This window comes from Streptomyces niger (assembly GCF_000718305.1).
Classification (GTDB): Bacteria; Actinomycetota; Actinomycetes; order Streptomycetales; family Streptomycetaceae; genus Streptomyces; species Streptomyces niger.
The window spans coordinates 1-16,420 of record NZ_JOFQ01000041.1; the positions used below are offsets into that span (position 1 = coordinate 1).

The window sequence follows — 16,420 nt, forward strand, 5'->3', positions numbered from 1 at the left end:
CGCCCGGTTACATTTCGAACCCGGAAGCTAAGCCTTTCAGCGCCGATGGTACTGCAGGGGGGACCCTGTGGGAGAGTAGGACGCCGCCGAACAATTATTGTGGGAAAGCCCCGCACCGTATGGTGCGGGGCTTTCCTGCGTTCTGGGGGCATCGTGCGAGGCCAGCCTCTAGCGTTCCTCACGACCTATGAGCAGGCGGCCCAGTACCCCGACGCGCGCTGGCAGGAGAATGCCCGGTCGAGCGAGCTGGGCCTCGGTGTCGTCACCTACGTAGGGGTGGCGCCGGACGGCGACTGGGTAGGGCCCGGCGGGACCGGAGCAGGTCTTCCTGTCGGTGCATGAGCGCAACGTCCACGCGCAACGGCTCTACGAGGCCCAGGGGTTCATACGTACAGGAGAGGCCATGGACGCGGTGAGCCTGCCTGGCCGGTCCTCAGGCCGGCAGGGTGGCGTGTGGCCAGCGGGCGCGGGCCTGTTCGGGGGAGCGGAGCGTGGCGAGCGTCAGCAGGCCCTGGGTGCTGCCCGAGGCGATGAGCTCCGGCAGCGCCGGCAAGGGGGCCAACGCCGCGATGTCGTCGAGGACGAGAGTGAGTGGTGGGTCGAGGCGACCGTCAGATGACCGTTCGGCCATGCGGCGGCCGCGCTCGACCACGCTCGAGACGAGTGCGGTGAGCAATGGCATCGCACCCGGTGCGGTGCGCGGGTCCTCGATGGACTCGCCCACAACGTAAAGCGTTCCCCCTTCGCCGACAAATGATTCGAGGGCGAGGGCATCAGCTCGCCCTGCATTGCTCGCGTCCCGGATGTGCACGGAGGAGAGGGCTGCGAGCGCGCGGGCGACCAGTTGCTGGGCCATGTCGCGGCGTTCGGGGTGTGCGGTCAGCACGGACTCCAGCTCGCCGGCCCGGCCGGACGCCGCCTTGGAGTTCGTACGGAGAATGCGTACGGGCTCGTGGGCGGCGCCGCTGCCCTGCGCCCAGCGGAGGATCTGCCGGAAGGGTCGGCCGTCCACCGCGGCCGCGTGCAGCCAGCAGCGCAGCAGCGTTTCCGCGGCGTCGGCCAGAGCAGAGTCGAGGGTGCTCATCGGGCGCACGGGGGCCAGGAGCGCGCCGGCGCGCGTACCGGCGACGGCGATGTCCGCACAGCCCGCGGTCGGGGACCAACGGAGGCGGGCGGGGGTGTCGAGGACGTGCAGCGGGTCGTACGCGTGCAACGGTCCGAGTTTCGCGCGTGCGTCCTTGGACTCGGCCCACAGGGACGGGTCGGTCGTCGCCACGAGGAGCGGCCCCTCGGCGGCATTGATCACGTCTAGCGCGGCGGCACGGGCGGCGGGGCGCTCGGAACGGTGGTGATAGTGGACGTGGGGGAGCGCGGTGCCGGCGGCCACCTCGGTCACGCTGCCGGCAGCACCGGGCGCGACAGGGGGCGCGACGACGGGCGTGACGTCGGGCACGGGGACGGGAGCTGCCGCGGGGGCGGGATCGGGCGCTGGAACGGATTCTGCTGCTGGGGCGGCGGCCGGCGCGGGTGAGGGAATCGGTGCGGGTGAGGGTGTCGGCGCGGGGGAGGGAGCCGACGCAGATGAGGGGCCCGGCACCGTGGTGGGAGTCGGCCCCTCCTGCTTCGGCCCCTCCTCCTTCGGTTCCTTGGTCATTGGTACGGAACCCTCAACACCCTTGAGCTGCTGAGCTCCTTCGGGCCCCTGAGCTCCTCCGGACCCCTGAGCTCCCCCGGGCCGTTCGCCGCCCGTACGCCCCTGCATGTGCTGCCCCGCGCGGCGTTGGGCGCGTACCGCGCGGAAGCGGGTGACCGTGCCGAGTACGAAGACGGTGAGGACGACCAGGATCATCAGCTCGCTGATGAAGACGCCCCAGAAGAGGCCATAGCCGGAGAGCTGGCGCGCCGGGGTGCCGGGCCAGGCGCCGGCCAGGTCGTGCGGCTCGGTGACCAGCTCGCGCATGGCGAGCGGGGTGCGCGTGAAGGACAGGTGCGCGGGCCAGCCGCCGTGGGCGAAGAGGCCGGAGAGCCCCGTGGCGAGCCAGACCAGGACCGTCAGGCCGAGGAGGAAGGCCAGTACGCCGACGAGCAGGGAGTCGGGGACGCCGCGCCCCCGTCGCCGGGGTTCGGCCCCGCCGTTCGGGCCCGGTCCGCCGTGGCCGTGTTCCCCGTACGCGTGCCCCTGCCGGTCGTACCGGTCGTACCCGTCGCTCACGCCACTGACCCGTCCTTCGTGCTGCCGTACTGTCCGTCCGAGGTCGCCGGAGACCTCGGGAGCGTCACAGGCTCGAAGCCGTCACCGGCCTCAAGCCACCGTCTCGCTCGATTCGTTGCTGAGTTGGCGTGCCATGGCCATGGCTTCGGCGCGTGCTTCGGCCTCGGCGTCCGCGGCGCGTTCCAGGGCGCGGGCCTCCTCCGTGGGTTGCGCGGAGGCGTCGGCGACGGAGGACTCGGTCATGGCGCGGTCGGTGTAGACCAGCGGACGTTCGGCCTCGGTGATCAGGTGCTTGACGACCTGGACGTTGCCGTTGACGTCCCAGACCGCGATGCCTGGCGTGAGGGTGGGGATGATCTCCACCGCCCAGCGTGGCAAACCCAGTACGCGTCCCGTGGCCCGTGCCTCGTCGGCCTTCTGGGCGTAGATGGTCCTGGTCGACGCCATCTTGAGGATGGCCGCCGCCTCACGGGCCGCCGCGCCGTCGACCACGTCGCTGAGGTGGTGGACCACGGCGACGAAGGAGAGGCCGAGCCGGCGGCCGAACTTCAGCAGGCGCTGGAAGAGCTGGGCGACGAACGGGGAGTTGATGATGTGCCAGGCCTCCTCGACCAGGAAGATCCGTTTCTTCCGGTCGGGGCGGATCCAGGTGTGCTCCAGCCAGACGCCCACGATCGCCATCAGGATCGGCATCGCGATCGAGTTGCGGTCGATGTGGGAGAGGTCGAAGACGATCAGTGGCGCGTCGAGGTCGATGCCCGCGCTCGTCGGGCCGTCGAACATGCCGCGGAGGTCACCGTCGACGAGGCGGTCCAGCACGAGGGCCACGTCCAGGCCCCAGGCCCGTACGTCGTCCAGGTCGACGTTCATGGCCTCGGCGGACTCCTGCTTGGGGTGGCGGAGCTGCTCGACGATGTCCGTCAGGACCGGCTGGCGGTCGGTGATGGTGTCGTTGACGTAGGCGTGCGCGACCTTGAGGGCGAAGCCGGAGCGCTCGTCGAGGCCGTGGCCCATGGCCACCTCGATGATGGTGCGGAGCAGCGCCAGCTGGCCGGTGGTGGTGATCGACGGGTCCAGCGGGTTGAGGCGGATGCCGCCGTTCAGCGCCGCGGTGGGGTCCAGCCGGATCGGGGTTATGCCGAGTTGTTCGGCGATGAGGTTCCACTCGCCGACGCCGTCCTCGCCCTGCGCGTCGAGCACCACGACCTGGCGGTCGCGGAACCGGAGCTGGCGTAGGACGTACGTCTTCTCCAGCGCGGACTTGCCGTTGCCGGACTCGCCGAGGACGAGCCAGTGCGGGGCCGGCAGCTGTTGGCCGTACAGCTGGAAGGGGTCGTAGATGTACCCCTTGCCGCTGTAGACCTCGCGGCCGATGATCACGCCGGAGTCGCCGAGCCCTGGTGCGGCGGTGGGCAGATAGACGGCCTGGGCCTGCCCGGTGGAGGTCCGTACGGGCAGCCTGGTCGTCTCCACCTTCCCGAAGAGGAAGCTGGTGAAGGCCTCGGTGATCGCGGCGAGCGGATCGAGCATGGCCATGACGTACGCGCCTCCCAGCGGCTTAGCGGCGGATCCCGGTCGCGAACGGAAGCGTGTTGACGAAGGCCCGGTGGTGCTCGCGGTCGCACCACTCCAGCTTGAGGTAGGACTTGCCGGCGGAGGCGCGGATGGTCCGCTTGTCACGGGCCAGCGCCTCGGGCGAGCGGGACGAGACGGTGATGTAGCCGACGAGGTTCACCCCGGCCGCGCCGGACGCCAGGTCTTCGCCGCGCTGGTCGACACGGCCGTGGTGGGCCACGTCGCGCGGGTCCACCACGCGGTTCATCTTGGCGGCGCGGCTGGCTTCCGCGTCGTCGTTGGTCTTCTCGGTCAGCATGCGCTCGATCGCCACCTCGGTCGGCTCCAGGTCCATGGTGACGGCGACCGTGCGGATCACGTCGGGGGTGTGGACGAGCAGCGGGGCCAGGAAGTTGACGCCGACCGGGGTCAGCGGCCACTCCTTGATCCACGCGGTGGCGTGGCACCAGGGCGCGCGGGTCGAGGACTCGCGCGTCTTGGCCTGGAGGTAGGTGGGCTCCATCGCGTCCAGCTCGGCCGGCCAGGCGTTGCGCTTGCTCATCGCCTGGATGTGGTCGATGGGGTGGTCCGGGTCGTACATGGAGTGCACGAGGGAGGCGAGGCGGGCCTGGCCGAGGGGCTGGCGTACGCGGATGTCGGCCTCGGCGAGGCGGGCGCAGATGTCGGTCAGCTCGCGGGCCATGACGACGGCGAGGCCGGCGTCCTTGTCCAGGCGCTTCCGCAGCAGGCCGCCGTTGTGCATGCGGGCCGCGCGGGCCATGGTCTCGGCCTCGGTGGCCAGCTCGCGGTTGTAGTGCATGCAGGCGACGAGGTACGCGCGGTGCTGCTCGGAGGAGGTGGAGACCATGGACTGCAGCTGGTCGTAGGACTCCTGCAGCCATTGTGGGGCGCTGTGGTCGCCGCGCTGGGCGACGTCCTTGGCGTGCGCGTCCGGGTCGGCGGGGAGCGTACGGGCCAGCATCTGCAGGCGCGTGACGAACCCGTCGCCGTTCGCGACGTGCTTGAGGAGCGTCCCGAAGCGGTCGACCAGGGCCTCCTGGTCCTCGCTGTCGCGCAGGCCGACGCCGGGGCCCTCGATCTCTATGGCCGCGGTGACCGTACGCCGGTCGGCGTGCAGCAGTACGGCGATCTCGTCCGGGCCGAAGGGCGCGGCGAGCCAGTTGATGCGGCCGATGCCGGGCGGCGGGCCGACCTCGACCTCACGGCCGTCGAGACTGATGCCTGCCTCCTGGGCGCCGGAGCGGTACGTCGCGCCCTGGCGAAGCGTCCGCTTGTAGCTGCGGTTGATCTCGAACCACCTGTAGAACGTCCGGCCGCGGTACGGGACGTACACCGCGGCCAGTGCGATGAGCGGAAAGCCGGTGAGCGTCACGATGCGCAGGGGAAGGACGGGCACCAGCAGGCCGCACATCATGCCGAGGAACGCGCCCGCGATGATCAACGCGATCTCGCCGGTCTCCCGGTTCTTGCCGATGACGGCGTTGGGCCGGGCGCGGCCGATGAGATACGTGCGTCGGGGCGTGATCGGGTGGGACTGGGTGCTCAACGCCCATCACCTCCTGCTGTCTTGCCGGTGCGGGCGGAACCGCCCGAGGCCGCGCCGGGACGCGGGCCGGGGCTCGTACGGGGCGCGGGTGGGGTGGCGGTGCCGGAGCCGCCGCGTGCGCTGTGCGCGGCGACGCCGCCGGCGACGGCGTCGGCCGGGCGGGACTGGCCGCCACTGCTGTTGCCGGTGTCGCCGGAGCCGCCGCCGCTGCCGCGGGAGCTGTGGGTCTTGATGCCCTGTGAGACGAGCGCGGCGGGGGAGGAGACGAGCGCCGCGGCCTGGCTGCCGTCGGTCGCGGCCTTCTTGTTGGTGCGGGCCGCCATGATTTCGTCGCCGAAGCCGGGGACGAAGCGGTAGATCATGGCGCTCGCGAAGATGGCGAGCAGGATGATGGCGAGGCCGGAGACGACGGCGGAGAAGGAGTCGGGGCCCTTTTCGGAGGAGAGCGCGCCGGCGATGCCGAGCACGATCACGATGACCGGCTTCACCATGATCACGGCGATCATGATGCCGGCCCAACGGCGTACGTGGCCCCACATGTTCTTGTCGACGAGGCCGGCGTAGACGACCGTGCCGAGCAGGGCGCCGACGTAGAGCAGGGCGGCGCGGATGACCAGTTCCAGCCAGAGGATGCCGGCGGCGAGCACGGAGACGAGGGCGACGACGATCAGCATGATCGGGCCGCCGCCGATGTCCGTGCCCTTCTTCAGGGCTTCGGAGAAGGACCCGAAGAAAATGTCGGTCTGGGCGCCGGTGCCCTTGGCGATGATCTCGGTGACGCCGTCGGTGGCGGAGACGATGGTGTAGAGGATCAGGGGGGTGAAGGCGGAGGCGAGGACGGTGAGCCACAGGAAGCCGACCGCCTCACTGATGGCCTCCGTGAGGCGGACGCCGCGGACGGCGCGCTTGGCCACGGCGAGCAGCCAGAGCACGAGCGTGAGGACCGTGGAGGCGGCGAAGACGACGGCGTACTGCCGCAGGAACGCGGCGTTCGTGAAGTCGACCTGCGACGTTGCCTTCACGGCGTCGGACAGCTTGGTGACGATCCACGCGGCGGCATCGGCACAACCCTTGGCCAACGACTGCAGGGGGTCGAGGGGGTTGCTGCCCGAGGCGGGCGTGGTCGAGCCGCCGCTCCCACCCGAGCCACGTTCCTCGCACAGCTCTTTGGCCTTGTCGGTGAGGAGGTCGCAGGGGTTGTCGGTCGGCTTCGGCGAGGGCGCGGCGAAGGCGCGTGAGGCGAAGAGGACGGCCCAGGTCTGGACACCGGCGAACACTGCCGCGAGCGAGAGGCCGCGGCTGCCGGGCCCAACGGTGCGGGGAGACTTACCGGGCATACGTGAACCCTCCGAACCCTTCGACGGCCTTGGACATCTCCTCGGCCGTCGCGGCGGCCTGGTCGCGGCCGACCGGCGCCGGCCCCTTCTTCTGCGAGACGTCGGTGACCTTCCAGTCACCCCCGACCCACTGCAGCTTCATGGTGGTCGTGTACCAGCTCTCCGTGACCGGGTTTTCCGAGCCCTCACCGGCCAGGCCGAAGAGGGAGGAGTACCAGACCGCGACCTTGGCGGACGTCCCCTCGAACGTGTCGACCTTCGTGCCGACCGGGTTCGCCCGGGACACGAACGTCTGGCCGTCCGGCGCCTTGCCCTCCTTGTCCAGGCCGACGCCGGCCAGGAATGTCGGGTCGCCGTAGACCTTGCGCAGGGCTTCCTTACGGGCGGCCGCGGCGGACGGGGCGTAGACCGCCTCGACGATCGCGTCGCGCGTGCCGGAGCGGTACATGCCGTCGCTGGCGAGCGCCACCGCGTAATTCGCCGCCGCCGACTGGGCCCCCTGTTCGGATTTGGGGAAGCCGGAGGGGATGGCGGGGTTGGCGGAGTTCTTGCCGGAGACGGGGCGTTGGCCCGTGGGGGCGGTGGGCTGGGCGGCCGGGGCGCCGGAGTTGCCGTCGGAGTCCGTGCCGGAGCTGCCGCCGCCGCGGTTGGCGAAGGCTATGGCGGCGATGAGCAGCACGACCACGCCGACGATCGTGACGAGGTTGCGGCTGGACATGCCGCCGCGGGGCCGGCGGCCGGTGCCGTACACGTCGCCCTCGCCGCCGGGAAGTCTGGTACGTGTCTGGCCGGGGCCCTGGCCGCTGTACTCCCCGCCGCCGTACGCTCCGTCGTCACCGAGACTCATGGTGCCTGCGCCCCCTCAACCGACATCGCTGCCGTCTTCGCCGTCGCCTTGCCGCAACCCGGGTACGACCGTAGCCGCGTGGGAGGCGGCCCGGTCGTTCTGATACGAGTACACCCCACTGTGACGGAACGGCGAACCCGGCCGCATCGCCTGTGGACAACTGCACGGCTGGTGCGGGGTGGGCTGTGGACGAGTGGACGGAGTGGGCATCAGCATGTGGCCTCGGACAGGGATTTGGGCCAGGTGTGGCGGCCGCGCACAGACGAAGACCATGGGACGGGAGTTGGGGCACGGCGCGGAAGAGCGCGTGGCGGGCGCGTGGACGGACGGGCGGGGCGTACGCACGGGCGTACGAAGGAGACACGGGTCGGAAGGCGGCGGGCAGGCGGACGGCAGCGGCCGCGCGGCCCGGCGGAGGTGACGTTTCGGCCCGCTAGACCGCCATGCCGTAGACGATGGTGAAGAGGGTGCCCAGTGACCCGATGATGAAGACGCCGGTCAGGCCGGCGACGATCAGGCCCTTGCCCTGTTCGGCGCTGAAGGTGTCGCGGAGGGCCGTGGCGCCGATGCGCTGCTTCGCCGCACCCCAGATCGCGATGCCGAGGCAGAGCAGGATGGCGACCGCCATCACCACTTCGACCATCACCTTCGCCTCGTTGCCCAGGGTCCCGAACGGGCCCCAGTCCGGGGCGATTCCGCCGATAATGGTGGTGATGTCGCCCTTTTCGGCCGCAATGAACATTTGTGAACTCACCGCCCCTAATGGGTAGTTGTCTCCCGTACCACACGGCACGGCCGGTCTCTATCTTCGCTGACGATTGCCCGTGCCGATGTCGACTTGGCGTCAAACTTTGGCGGATCCCGTGTGGGCGGCGGGAGCAAGGGTGCGTGCGTCGCCCATAGGGCTCATTATTCTCACCGTGTGTACCACGCTTCGTCACTCTGAGCAATATTGAGGCGGGAAGTGAACACGCGAAGTGAACGGGCAAAGGGGAGGCGTGAAGCGAACAGGCGGGGCGGACAGGTGCTCGGTTCGTCGGTAGCCTGACGGGGACTGCTGTGGGGGTGAGGGGTGCGGTGCGCAAGCTCTGGGTGGGAACGGGGATCGGTACGGGCCTCGGTGCCTGCTTCCTCGCGTTGCTGATCATCGGTACGTACGCCGCGGCCGGCGGGATCGGCGGCGCCGCCGGGCGGGCCGTCGGCCTGGCCAAGGGGGCGGTGCCGGCCGCGTACCAGCCGCACGTGCAGAAGTGGGGCACGCTGTGCCCCGCGATCAACCCGGCGCTCCTGGCCGCGCAGTTGTACCAGGAGAGCGGCTGGAACCCGAAGGCGCAGAGCCCGGCGGCGGCGCAGGGCCTCGCGCAGTTCATCCCCGGTACGTGGGCCACGCACGGCGTCGACGGCGACGGCGACGGCGACAAGGACGTGTGGGACCCGGTGGACGCGATCGCGTCGGCCGCCTCCTACGACTGCGAACTGGCCAACTACGTGAAGAAGGTCCCCGGGGACGCCACGCACAACATGCTGGCGGCGTACAACGCGGGTGCCTACCGGGTCATCCAGTACGACGGCGTGCCGCCGTACCGCGAGACGCAGAATTACGTCAAGATCATCACCACCCTCGCGAAGAGCTTCGAGGCGCCGGTCCAGAACGTGCAGCCCTCGCAGCAGGCTGCCGGTGCCATCTACTACGCACAGAAGAAGCTCGGCACGCCGTACCTCTGGGGTGGCAACGGCACGGCGGACCAGGGCGGGCGGTTCGACTGCTCGGGCCTGACCAAGGCCGCTTTCAAGACGGTCGGCATCGACCTGCCCCGCGTCGCGAACGACCAGTGGAACGCCGGCCCGCACCCGAAGCGGAGCGAACTGCTCCCCGGCGACCTGGTGTTCTTCGCCAACGACCTGAACGACCCACGGTCCATCCACCACGTGGGCATATACGTGGGCGGCGGCTACATGATCAACGCGCCGTACACGGGTGCGGTGATCAGATTCGACAAGATCGACACACCTGACTACATCGGCGCCACCCGCGTCACCGAAGATGGCGCAAAAGCGCTCCCCCGTGAGAACGCTGCGTGAACATAGGGCCTGAGCTGCGGCGATGAGTCAAGCTTCGATAACGTCCTGGTGATCATCCGGTGGAAAGTGGAACGTCGTGCGGGTACATGGCGTTTCCTTGGAGTGGGTGTGAGAGGCACTGCGGAGCGGAGCGGCGGATGACGCGACCGGCTCGGCACTGCTCGACGACCACGGGGGTTGGCAGCACTCGGATGGCGCTCGCGCGCGCGAAAGGTTAGGGGCCGCGGCACATGGCTGGACTCGCACTGGACGGGTCGAACCCCGACGTTGGTCTCCTCTACGAGGTCAACGGCCTCGCCAAGGATGCTCCGCACTGGGTCGACCAGCTGATGGAGTACGTCGGTGAGTACGGCATCATCGCCGGACTGGCGATCCTCTGTCTGGTCGCCTGGTGGGGTGCCCGCAAGAAGTCCGACGCACCCGCCGCGGTGGCGGGCCTGGTCTGGGCACCGCTGGCGGCCGGTATCGCGCTGCTGGCCAACATCCCGATCCGGGAGTTCGTGGCCCGGCCGCGCCCGTTCCGGGACCACACGGGCCTGCAGGTCCTGGTGGCGGGCAAGAACGACTTCTCGTTCGTGAGCGACCACGCCACGCTCACCATGGCCGTCGGCGTCGGCATCTTCCTCGCGCACCGCAAGTACGGGCTGGTGGGCATCGCGCTCGCACTGCTCGAAGGGCTGTGCCGGGTCTACATGGGGGTGCACTACCCGACGGACGTCATCGGCGGATTCGCGCTGGGGACGGCGGTGGCGCTGCTGTTCGCGCCGCTGGCCCAGGCGCTCCTGGTGCCGCTGATGAAGGCGATCGCGACCTCCCGCGTCGGGGCGCTGGTCCAGGTCCCGCGCGCGGGGACGGCGCACGCAGGCGGAGCGGGCAAGGGGGACGGCGCGGCTGTGACGGACGCGTTCGGGCCCGCGGGGGCGGCCGGTGCCGTCGGGGCCGAGGGCCCCGACGGGTTTCCGGAACCGCCCGGCGCGCCGCGCGACGGCCGCGTGAACCGCGACAAGGATCTGGCGGCCTGACGCCGCGTCGCCCGAGGGAAGACCTGCACGGAGGCCCCGCCCGGACACCGGGCGGGGCCTTCGCGTCCGCGCCACCGGCCACCGGCCGGGACAGGTCGCTACAGCGCCTGCGGGAACGTCCGGAAGAGGTGCTTCGGGTCGTACGCCTGCTTCACCTCGGCCAGCCGGTCGGCGGCCGCCCCGTAGTACGCCTTCTTCCAGTCCTTCAGGGCCGGGTCCGCGTAGTTCTGGTAGGCGGCGCCGGAGGCGTGGCGCCGCATCGCGGTGTGCATTCCGGCCAGCCAGGCGTTCTGGGACTTGCCCGTGCCGCTGGGCGACCAGGAGGCGAGGTACTGCGCGAGGAACCGCGAGCGGCGGTGCACGAAGGCGGTGGCGGTCGGCTTCACCCGGTTGATCGCGCCACCCAGGGCGGTGAAGGCGACGTTGCCGTTGACGCCGTTGCGGCCCGCGCGCTCGATCTGGTCCAGGACCGTACGGATGCCGGCCGCGCTCAGCGAGCGGTCGAAGAAGTCGGAGCGGGCCGCGTAGGTCTCCCGGCCCAGCTGCCCGGACGGGTTCCGGCCGGGGGTGCTGCCCGGCTGGTGGCACTGGGCGGTGGTCTTCGAGGAGCAGCCCGCGTAGGCCTCCATCGCGTCCAGGTACGCCGTCGGCTTGAGCGAGACCGAGGACGCCGGGCCGGGGCCGCCGGCGCGGTCGGCGAGCTTGTCGACGGCGTTCTGGAGGTCGCGGTACGAGCCGAGGGAGAAGGCGGCGACCGAGACGGTGGGCGTGGCGCCGGGGCGGGCGTCCAGGTGGCAGCTGGACCAGATCTCGTCGGCCTGGTCCGGACCCCACTCCTGCCAGGAGCGCAGCACGGCGGCGGCCTTGGACCAGGGCCAGGTCAGGTACGCCATGACCGCCTTCGGGGCCTGGTGCGTGCGGAAGCGCAGTTCGGTGACCACGCCGAAGTTGCCGTTGCCCGCGCCGCGCAGCGCCCAGAAGAGGTCGGCGTGTTCCTTCGCGTCGCAGTGCACGGTCTTGCCGTCGGCGGTGACGAGCGTCGCACCGACGAGGCTGTCGCAGGTCAGGCCGTACGCGCGGGAGACGACGCCATGGCCGCCGCCGAGGGTCAGGCCCGAGACGCCGACGGTCGGGCAGGAGCCGCCGGGGATGGTCACGCCGTGCTTGCCCAGGCCTTCGTAGACGTCGATGAGCTTGGCGCCGGCTCCGATGCGGGTGGTGCCGCCGGAGGGTGCGCCGACCTTGGAGAGCGCGGAGACGTCGACTATCAGGCGGTTGTCGCCGCTGGACCAGCCCGCGTACGAGTGGCCGCCGTTGCGGATGGCGACGGGCGTGCCGTTGCGACGGGCGAAGGCCAGGCACTCCGCTATGTCCCCGGCGTGCTTCACGTATGCCACGGCCGACGGCTTCAGCGTGTCGAAGCGGGTGTTGTAGAGGCGGCGCGCGGTGGCGTACGCGGCGTCGCCCGGCCGTATCAGCTGTCCGTCCAGGCCCTTGCGGAGCGCGTCCCAGGACGTCGTGGACGCCGCCTTGGATGCCGCCTTGGACGCCGTTGCCCTCGCGGCCGCGTGGCCCGCTCCCGTACCGCCCGTGGCGAACCAGGCCGCCGTGGTCGCCGCGAGCCCGCCGCCTGCCTGCAGAATTGTGCGCCGCTTCACGGCCGCCCCCTTGCCGAACAGCGCCCGAGGCGCTTTCCCGATGCCTTCCGCCCAGCCAGATGCGGAAGTGGGGCTACGGGTTCCGTCGGGGAAGGGGCGCAGGCGGTGAAGGAGGGTGCTTCGGGTGCGTGTGGGGCGCTTTGCCCCGGTGCTGAATGCGCCAGGCGCCGGCGGCGCGGTCAGCGGTCGGCGGTGTGCCGCTCGGCGTCCGTGCGGGCCTGGGAGCGCGCGCGGCGGGCGGGGCCCGACCAGCCGCAGTCGCAGCGGGCCAGGCAGAAGGCGCCGCGCTCGACGGTCGTGGTGCGGTGGCCCCCGGTCGCGCCGCTGCCGGCGCTGTCGGGTTCGGCGGTCTGCTGCGGGTCCTGGGTCAGGTACGGCACACAGCCACGCTACTGCCGGTTGTACCGGACGGGCGTGACGGGCCACATGAACGGTCGTTGAACGAAATGGTTGCCCGATGCCGGCCGCGCCGTGCGGCGGTGGGACGGCGGCGCGACACCGGCAGGGGGCCCGTGCGCGATGGTGGTGCAGGACAGACGGATCGGCGGACCCGTCGCCGCCGCCGCGGCGGCGGGGCTGGCGCTGGGGGCCGGCCTGCTGGCGTCGGGATGTACGACGAACGGCGCCGCGGCCGATGACGCGCCGGCGGGGCCGCCTCCCTCGGTGACGCTCCGGCAGGCCGCCGACGGCCTGGTGCGCGCCGCCACCTCCGAGGTTCGTACCTCACTGGAGACCGCCAGCGGCGGCACCCGTGTCGCGATCAGCGGCATCGGCCACTACGACTACCGCCGCGGCACGGGCCGGCTGCGGCTGGTGTTGCCGGAGCCGGCGGGGCCGGACGGCCGGCTGCGCAAGCCGATCACCGAGATCCTCGCGCCCGGCGCGCTCTACATGAAGAACCGCGGGGCCGGGGTGCCCGCCGACAAGTGGGTGCGGGTGGACACCACCGCGCTGTCCGACGGCAACCTCGTCACCGGCGGCGCGACCGACCCGCTGGCCGCCGCGGAGCTGCTGCGCGGCACCCGCCGGGCGACGTACGAGGGCGAGGCGCGGCTGCGGGGCGTACGGGTGCGGCACTACCGGGGCACGGCCGACATCGGGGTGGCCGCCGACGCCGCCTCGAAGGGCATCGCCCCCTCGCTGGCCGCCGCCGAGAAGGGCTTCACCACCGATGTGGTGCCCTTCGACGCGTACCTCGACGAGGCGGGGCGGCTGTGGAAGGTGCGGTACCGGTTCTCCTTCGCCAACGGCTCGCCGCGCGGTACGGAGGTGACGTCGACGGTCGGGTACGGCGGGTTCGGGGTCGGGGCGCCGGTCGAGCTGCCGCTCCGCGAGGACATCTTCACGGGCCGGGTCGCGGCGCCGGGCAGCGGCTGACGGCGCCGTGGCGGGCGGTCGGCGTCCGGTCTGCGCCGCTCGATCGGTTCGGCGTGCCGGCGTAAATGGTCCATCCGTGCCATGCGCGGGGTGTGCACCCGTCCCTACCCTTGGCGGTAACCGCCAGAAGAGTGGCATGGGCCTCGAAGGAGGAGGTGTTGTACGTGGCGCCGCACCGCAGTCAGACGACTCAGGACCACGTGGCCCTCATCGAGATCGATCTGGCTGGTGAGTTGATGATCGCGGCGGCGACGTCCCCCGAGGACCGCCTCAGTCCGGACCGGATCGACGAGGTGCTGGACGTGAGCGCGGACCGCGGCGACAGAAAGACCGCGGCGGAGGCGCGACAGCGCTCCGCGACCGCCGAGTGGCCGTGAGAAACGTCCGTTTTCGGCCGCGGCCCCGGCGTGGAATTCGTCACGCCGGATCACTCACCCGCAGGACCGGACCGTCACCGGGGCCCTGACCCTGCCCCGCTCCGGCCGGCCGCGGACGCGGTTCACGTGCGCAGCATGCGCTCGATCGCCTTGGTGGCTTCCTTGACCTTCTCGTCGATGGCCTCGGGGCCCTTCACGGCCGCGTCGGCGACGCAGTGCCGCAGGTGTTCCTCGAGAAGCTGCAGGCCGAAGGACTGCAGACCCTTCGTGCTGGCCGAGACCTGGGTGAGTATGTCGATGCAGTAGACGTCCTCCTCCAGCATCCGCTGGAGGCCCCTGATCTGGCCCTCGATGCGGCGCAGCCGCTTGATGTGGGCGTCCTTCTGCTTCGCGTAGCCGTGAATGCCCAGGTCGTGGTCGGTCACGGCGTTCGGATCGCCCGGGGGCACGCGCTGCGGCTCCACACCGTGGCAGGACCCGGCGGCTGCGGTGGTGCCATCGGGTGCGGCGTCCGTGGTCGGCATGGGCTTCTCCCCTGGTACGTAGCCGGTTCATATACCCCTGGCGGGTATATGTTACAGAATTTCGCGCACGAGAGAGGTACCCCGTGCACCTCTTGGGGCAGGTACCCCGTGCAGAGCATGCTGCCCGATGGGCGACACTGAGGTAATGCCGGTTAGCAGTGGCTGGATGATGCGCCTAGCATCAACTCGACCGAATCCGATGCACCCCGAGGATTTCACGTGCGCTTTCGTCTGACCCCCAGGGAGACGAGCTTCTACGACATGTTCGCCGCCTCCGCGGACAACATCGTCACGGGCTCCAAGCTCCTGATGGAACTGCTCGGGGCGGACGCCTCCGCGCGGGCAGAGATCGCCGAGAGGATGCGAGCGGCGGAGCACGCGGGCGACGACGCGACCCACGCGGTGTTCCACCAGCTGAACTCCTCGTTCATCACGCCGTTCGACCGCGAGGACATCTACAACCTCGCCTCGTCCCTCGACGACATCATGGACTTCATGGAGGAGGCCGTCGACCTGGTCGTCCTCTACAACGTCGAGGAGCTCCCCAAGGGAGTCGACCAGCAGATCGAGGTCTTGGCGCGGGCGGCGGAGCTGACCGCCGAGGCCATGCCGAACCTGCGGACGATGTCGAACCTCACCGAGTACTGGATCGAGGTCAACCGGCTGGAGAACCAGGCCGACCAGATCCACCGCAAGCTGCTCGCGCACCTCTTCAACGGCAAGTACGACGCCATCGAGGTGCTCAAGCTCAAGCAGATCGTGGACATCCTCGAAGAGGCGGCCGACGCGTTCGAGCATGTGGCGAACACCGTCGAAACCATCGCGGTGAAGGAGTCCTGAGCCCCGGCCATGGACACCTTCGCGCTCGTCGTGACCATCGCGGTCGCGCTCGGATTCACGTACACCAACGGTTTTCACGACTCGGCCAACGCGATCGCGACCTCGGTCTCGACGCGTGCGCTGACGCCGCGGGCCGCGCTCGCGATGGCGGCGGTGATGAACCTCGCCGGTGCCTTCCTGGGCAGCGGGGTCGCCAAGACCGTCAGTGAGGGCCTGATCGAGACGCCCACCGGCGGGCAGGGGATGATGATCCTCTTCTCCGCCCTGGTGGGCGCCATCGCGTGGAACATGGTCACGTGGTACTTCGGTCTCCCGTCGTCCTCGTCCCACGCGCTGTTCGGCGGCATGGTGGGCGCGGCGCTCGCCGGCTCCTCCACCGTCTACTGGTCGGGCGTCTGGGAGAAGATCGTCCTCCCGATGTTCCTGTCGCCGGTGGTCGGCCTGATCGTCGGTTACTTCGTCATGGTCGCCATCCTGTGGATGTTCAAGGGCACCAACCCGCACAAGGCCAAGCGCGGTTTCCGCATCGCGCAGACGGTCTCGGCGGCGGGCATGGCGCTCGGCCACGGCCTGCAGGACGCCCAGAAGACGATGGGCGTCGTGGTGATGGCGCTGGTCATCGGCGGCGTCGAGGGCCACGGCGACCCGATCCCGATCTGGGTGAAGATCGCCTGTGCCGCGATGCTGTCGCTCGGTACGTACGCGGGCGGCTGGCGCATCATGCGGACGCTCGGCCGCAAGATCATCGAGCTGGACCCGCCGCAGGGCTTCGCGGCCGAGGCGACCGGTGCGTCGATCATGTTCAGCACCGCGTTCCTCTTCCACGCGCCGATCTCCACCACCCACGTGATCACCTCCGCGATCATGGGTGTGGGCGCGACCAAGCGGGTCAGCGCGGTGCGCTGGGGGGTCGCGAAGAACATCATCCTGGGCTGGTTCATCACAATGCCGGCCGCGGCAGCCGTTGCGGCTGCCGCGTACTGGGTCGTGAACCTGGCGTTCGGCTGAGTCCCGGCTGCGGGC

At 70.6% G+C, this 16,420-nt stretch carries 15 protein-coding genes and 1 rRNA gene; 7 read left to right on the plus strand and 9 right to left on the minus strand.

Going from position 1 to position 16,420, the window contains the following annotated elements; translation table 11 throughout:
- Nucleotides 1–92, plus strand: a 5S ribosomal RNA gene (gene rrf, locus IF20_RS36095); the annotation flags it as partial.
- Nucleotides 93–433: 341 nt separating this feature from the next.
- Here the strand turns inward: rrf and IF20_RS36100 are convergent.
- The 6 genes from IF20_RS36100 to IF20_RS36125 all read right to left on the minus strand — a co-directional run bounded on the left by IF20_RS36100 (nt 434) and on the right by IF20_RS36125 (nt 8,259).
- Nucleotides 434–2,212 (minus strand): type VI secretion protein, encoded by a 1,779-nt coding sequence (locus tag IF20_RS36100; RefSeq protein ID WP_234426992.1) that lies wholly within the window; start codon nt 2,210–2,212, stop codon nt 434–436.
- 90 nt (nt 2,213–2,302) lie between these two features.
- Nucleotides 2,303–3,742, minus strand: a complete 1,440-nt coding sequence (locus IF20_RS36105; RefSeq protein WP_052869702.1) for an ATP-binding protein — start codon at nt 3,740–3,742, stop codon at nt 2,303–2,305.
- A gap of 28 nt (nt 3,743–3,770) precedes the next feature.
- A complete protein-coding gene (locus tag IF20_RS36110) occupies nt 3,771–5,333 on the minus strand; it encodes an SCO6880 family protein (protein WP_052869679.1) in 1,563 nt (520 codons plus the stop codon).
- Nucleotides 5,330–6,670, minus strand: coding sequence for a hypothetical protein (locus IF20_RS36115; protein WP_052869680.1), 1,341 nt, complete (start codon nt 6,668–6,670; stop codon nt 5,330–5,332). The genes IF20_RS36110 and IF20_RS36115 overlap by 4 nt, the downstream gene beginning before the upstream one ends.
- Nucleotides 6,660–7,517, minus strand: a complete 858-nt coding sequence (locus IF20_RS36120) for a hypothetical protein (protein ID WP_052869681.1) — start codon at nt 7,515–7,517, stop codon at nt 6,660–6,662. Before IF20_RS36120 ends, IF20_RS36115 begins: the two co-directional genes overlap by 11 nt.
- 433 nt (nt 7,518–7,950) lie before the next feature.
- On the minus strand, nt 7,951–8,259 hold the full coding sequence (locus IF20_RS36125) for a hypothetical protein (RefSeq protein ID WP_052869682.1): 309 nt from the start codon (nt 8,257–8,259) through the stop codon (nt 7,951–7,953).
- 335 nt (nt 8,260–8,594) lie between these two features.
- Here IF20_RS36125 and IF20_RS36130 point away from each other — a divergent pair, with 335 nt between their 5' ends.
- Together IF20_RS36130 and IF20_RS36135 are read left to right on the plus strand one after the other, a co-directional pair.
- Nucleotides 8,595–9,599 (plus strand): bifunctional lytic transglycosylase/C40 family peptidase, encoded by a 1,005-nt coding sequence (locus IF20_RS36130; RefSeq protein ID WP_052869683.1) that lies wholly within the window; start codon nt 8,595–8,597, stop codon nt 9,597–9,599.
- A 230-nt stretch (nt 9,600–9,829) separates the two neighbouring features.
- Entirely contained in the window at nt 9,830–10,621 is a 792-nt protein-coding gene (locus IF20_RS36135; protein ID WP_052869684.1) for a phosphatase PAP2 family protein, read from the plus strand.
- 98 nt (nt 10,622–10,719) lie between these two features.
- Here IF20_RS36135 and IF20_RS36140 read toward each other — a convergent pair whose 3' ends face one another.
- Both IF20_RS36140 and IF20_RS36145 read right to left on the minus strand, forming a co-directional pair.
- The gene (locus IF20_RS36140; RefSeq protein ID WP_052869685.1) at nt 10,720–12,279 is read right to left on the minus strand and encodes an FAD-binding oxidoreductase; all 1,560 of its coding nucleotides are present in this window, start codon (nt 12,277–12,279) and stop codon (nt 10,720–10,722) included.
- Between the two features lie 179 nt (nt 12,280–12,458).
- Nucleotides 12,459–12,659, minus strand: coding sequence for a hypothetical protein (locus IF20_RS36145; protein WP_052869686.1), 201 nt, complete (start codon nt 12,657–12,659; stop codon nt 12,459–12,461).
- A 139-nt stretch (nt 12,660–12,798) separates the two neighbouring features.
- On the opposite strand from IF20_RS36145, the gene IF20_RS36150 reads away from it, so the two are divergent.
- Together IF20_RS36150 and IF20_RS36155 are read left to right on the plus strand one after the other, a co-directional pair.
- Nucleotides 12,799–13,656: a hypothetical protein gene (locus IF20_RS36150; protein ID WP_052869687.1), complete on the plus strand. Its 858-nt coding sequence runs from the start codon at nt 12,799–12,801 to the stop codon at nt 13,654–13,656.
- A 164-nt stretch (nt 13,657–13,820) separates the two neighbouring features.
- Entirely contained in the window at nt 13,821–14,033 is a 213-nt protein-coding gene (locus tag IF20_RS36155; RefSeq protein ID WP_407702611.1) for a hypothetical protein, read from the plus strand.
- A gap of 122 nt (nt 14,034–14,155) precedes the next feature.
- On the opposite strand, the gene IF20_RS36160 is transcribed toward IF20_RS36155, so the two are convergent.
- Nucleotides 14,156–14,557, minus strand: a complete 402-nt coding sequence (locus tag IF20_RS36160; RefSeq protein WP_052869688.1) for a metal-sensitive transcriptional regulator — start codon at nt 14,555–14,557, stop codon at nt 14,156–14,158.
- A gap of 219 nt (nt 14,558–14,776) precedes the next feature.
- On the opposite strand from IF20_RS36160, the gene IF20_RS36165 reads away from it, so the two are divergent.
- Entirely contained in the window at nt 14,777–15,397 is a 621-nt protein-coding gene (locus tag IF20_RS36165) for a DUF47 domain-containing protein (RefSeq protein WP_030267458.1), read from the plus strand.
- Between the two features lie 9 nt (nt 15,398–15,406).
- Nucleotides 15,407–16,405 (plus strand): inorganic phosphate transporter, encoded by a 999-nt coding sequence (locus IF20_RS36170; RefSeq protein ID WP_052869689.1) that lies wholly within the window; start codon nt 15,407–15,409, stop codon nt 16,403–16,405.
- Nucleotides 16,406–16,420: the final 15 nt, after the last annotated feature.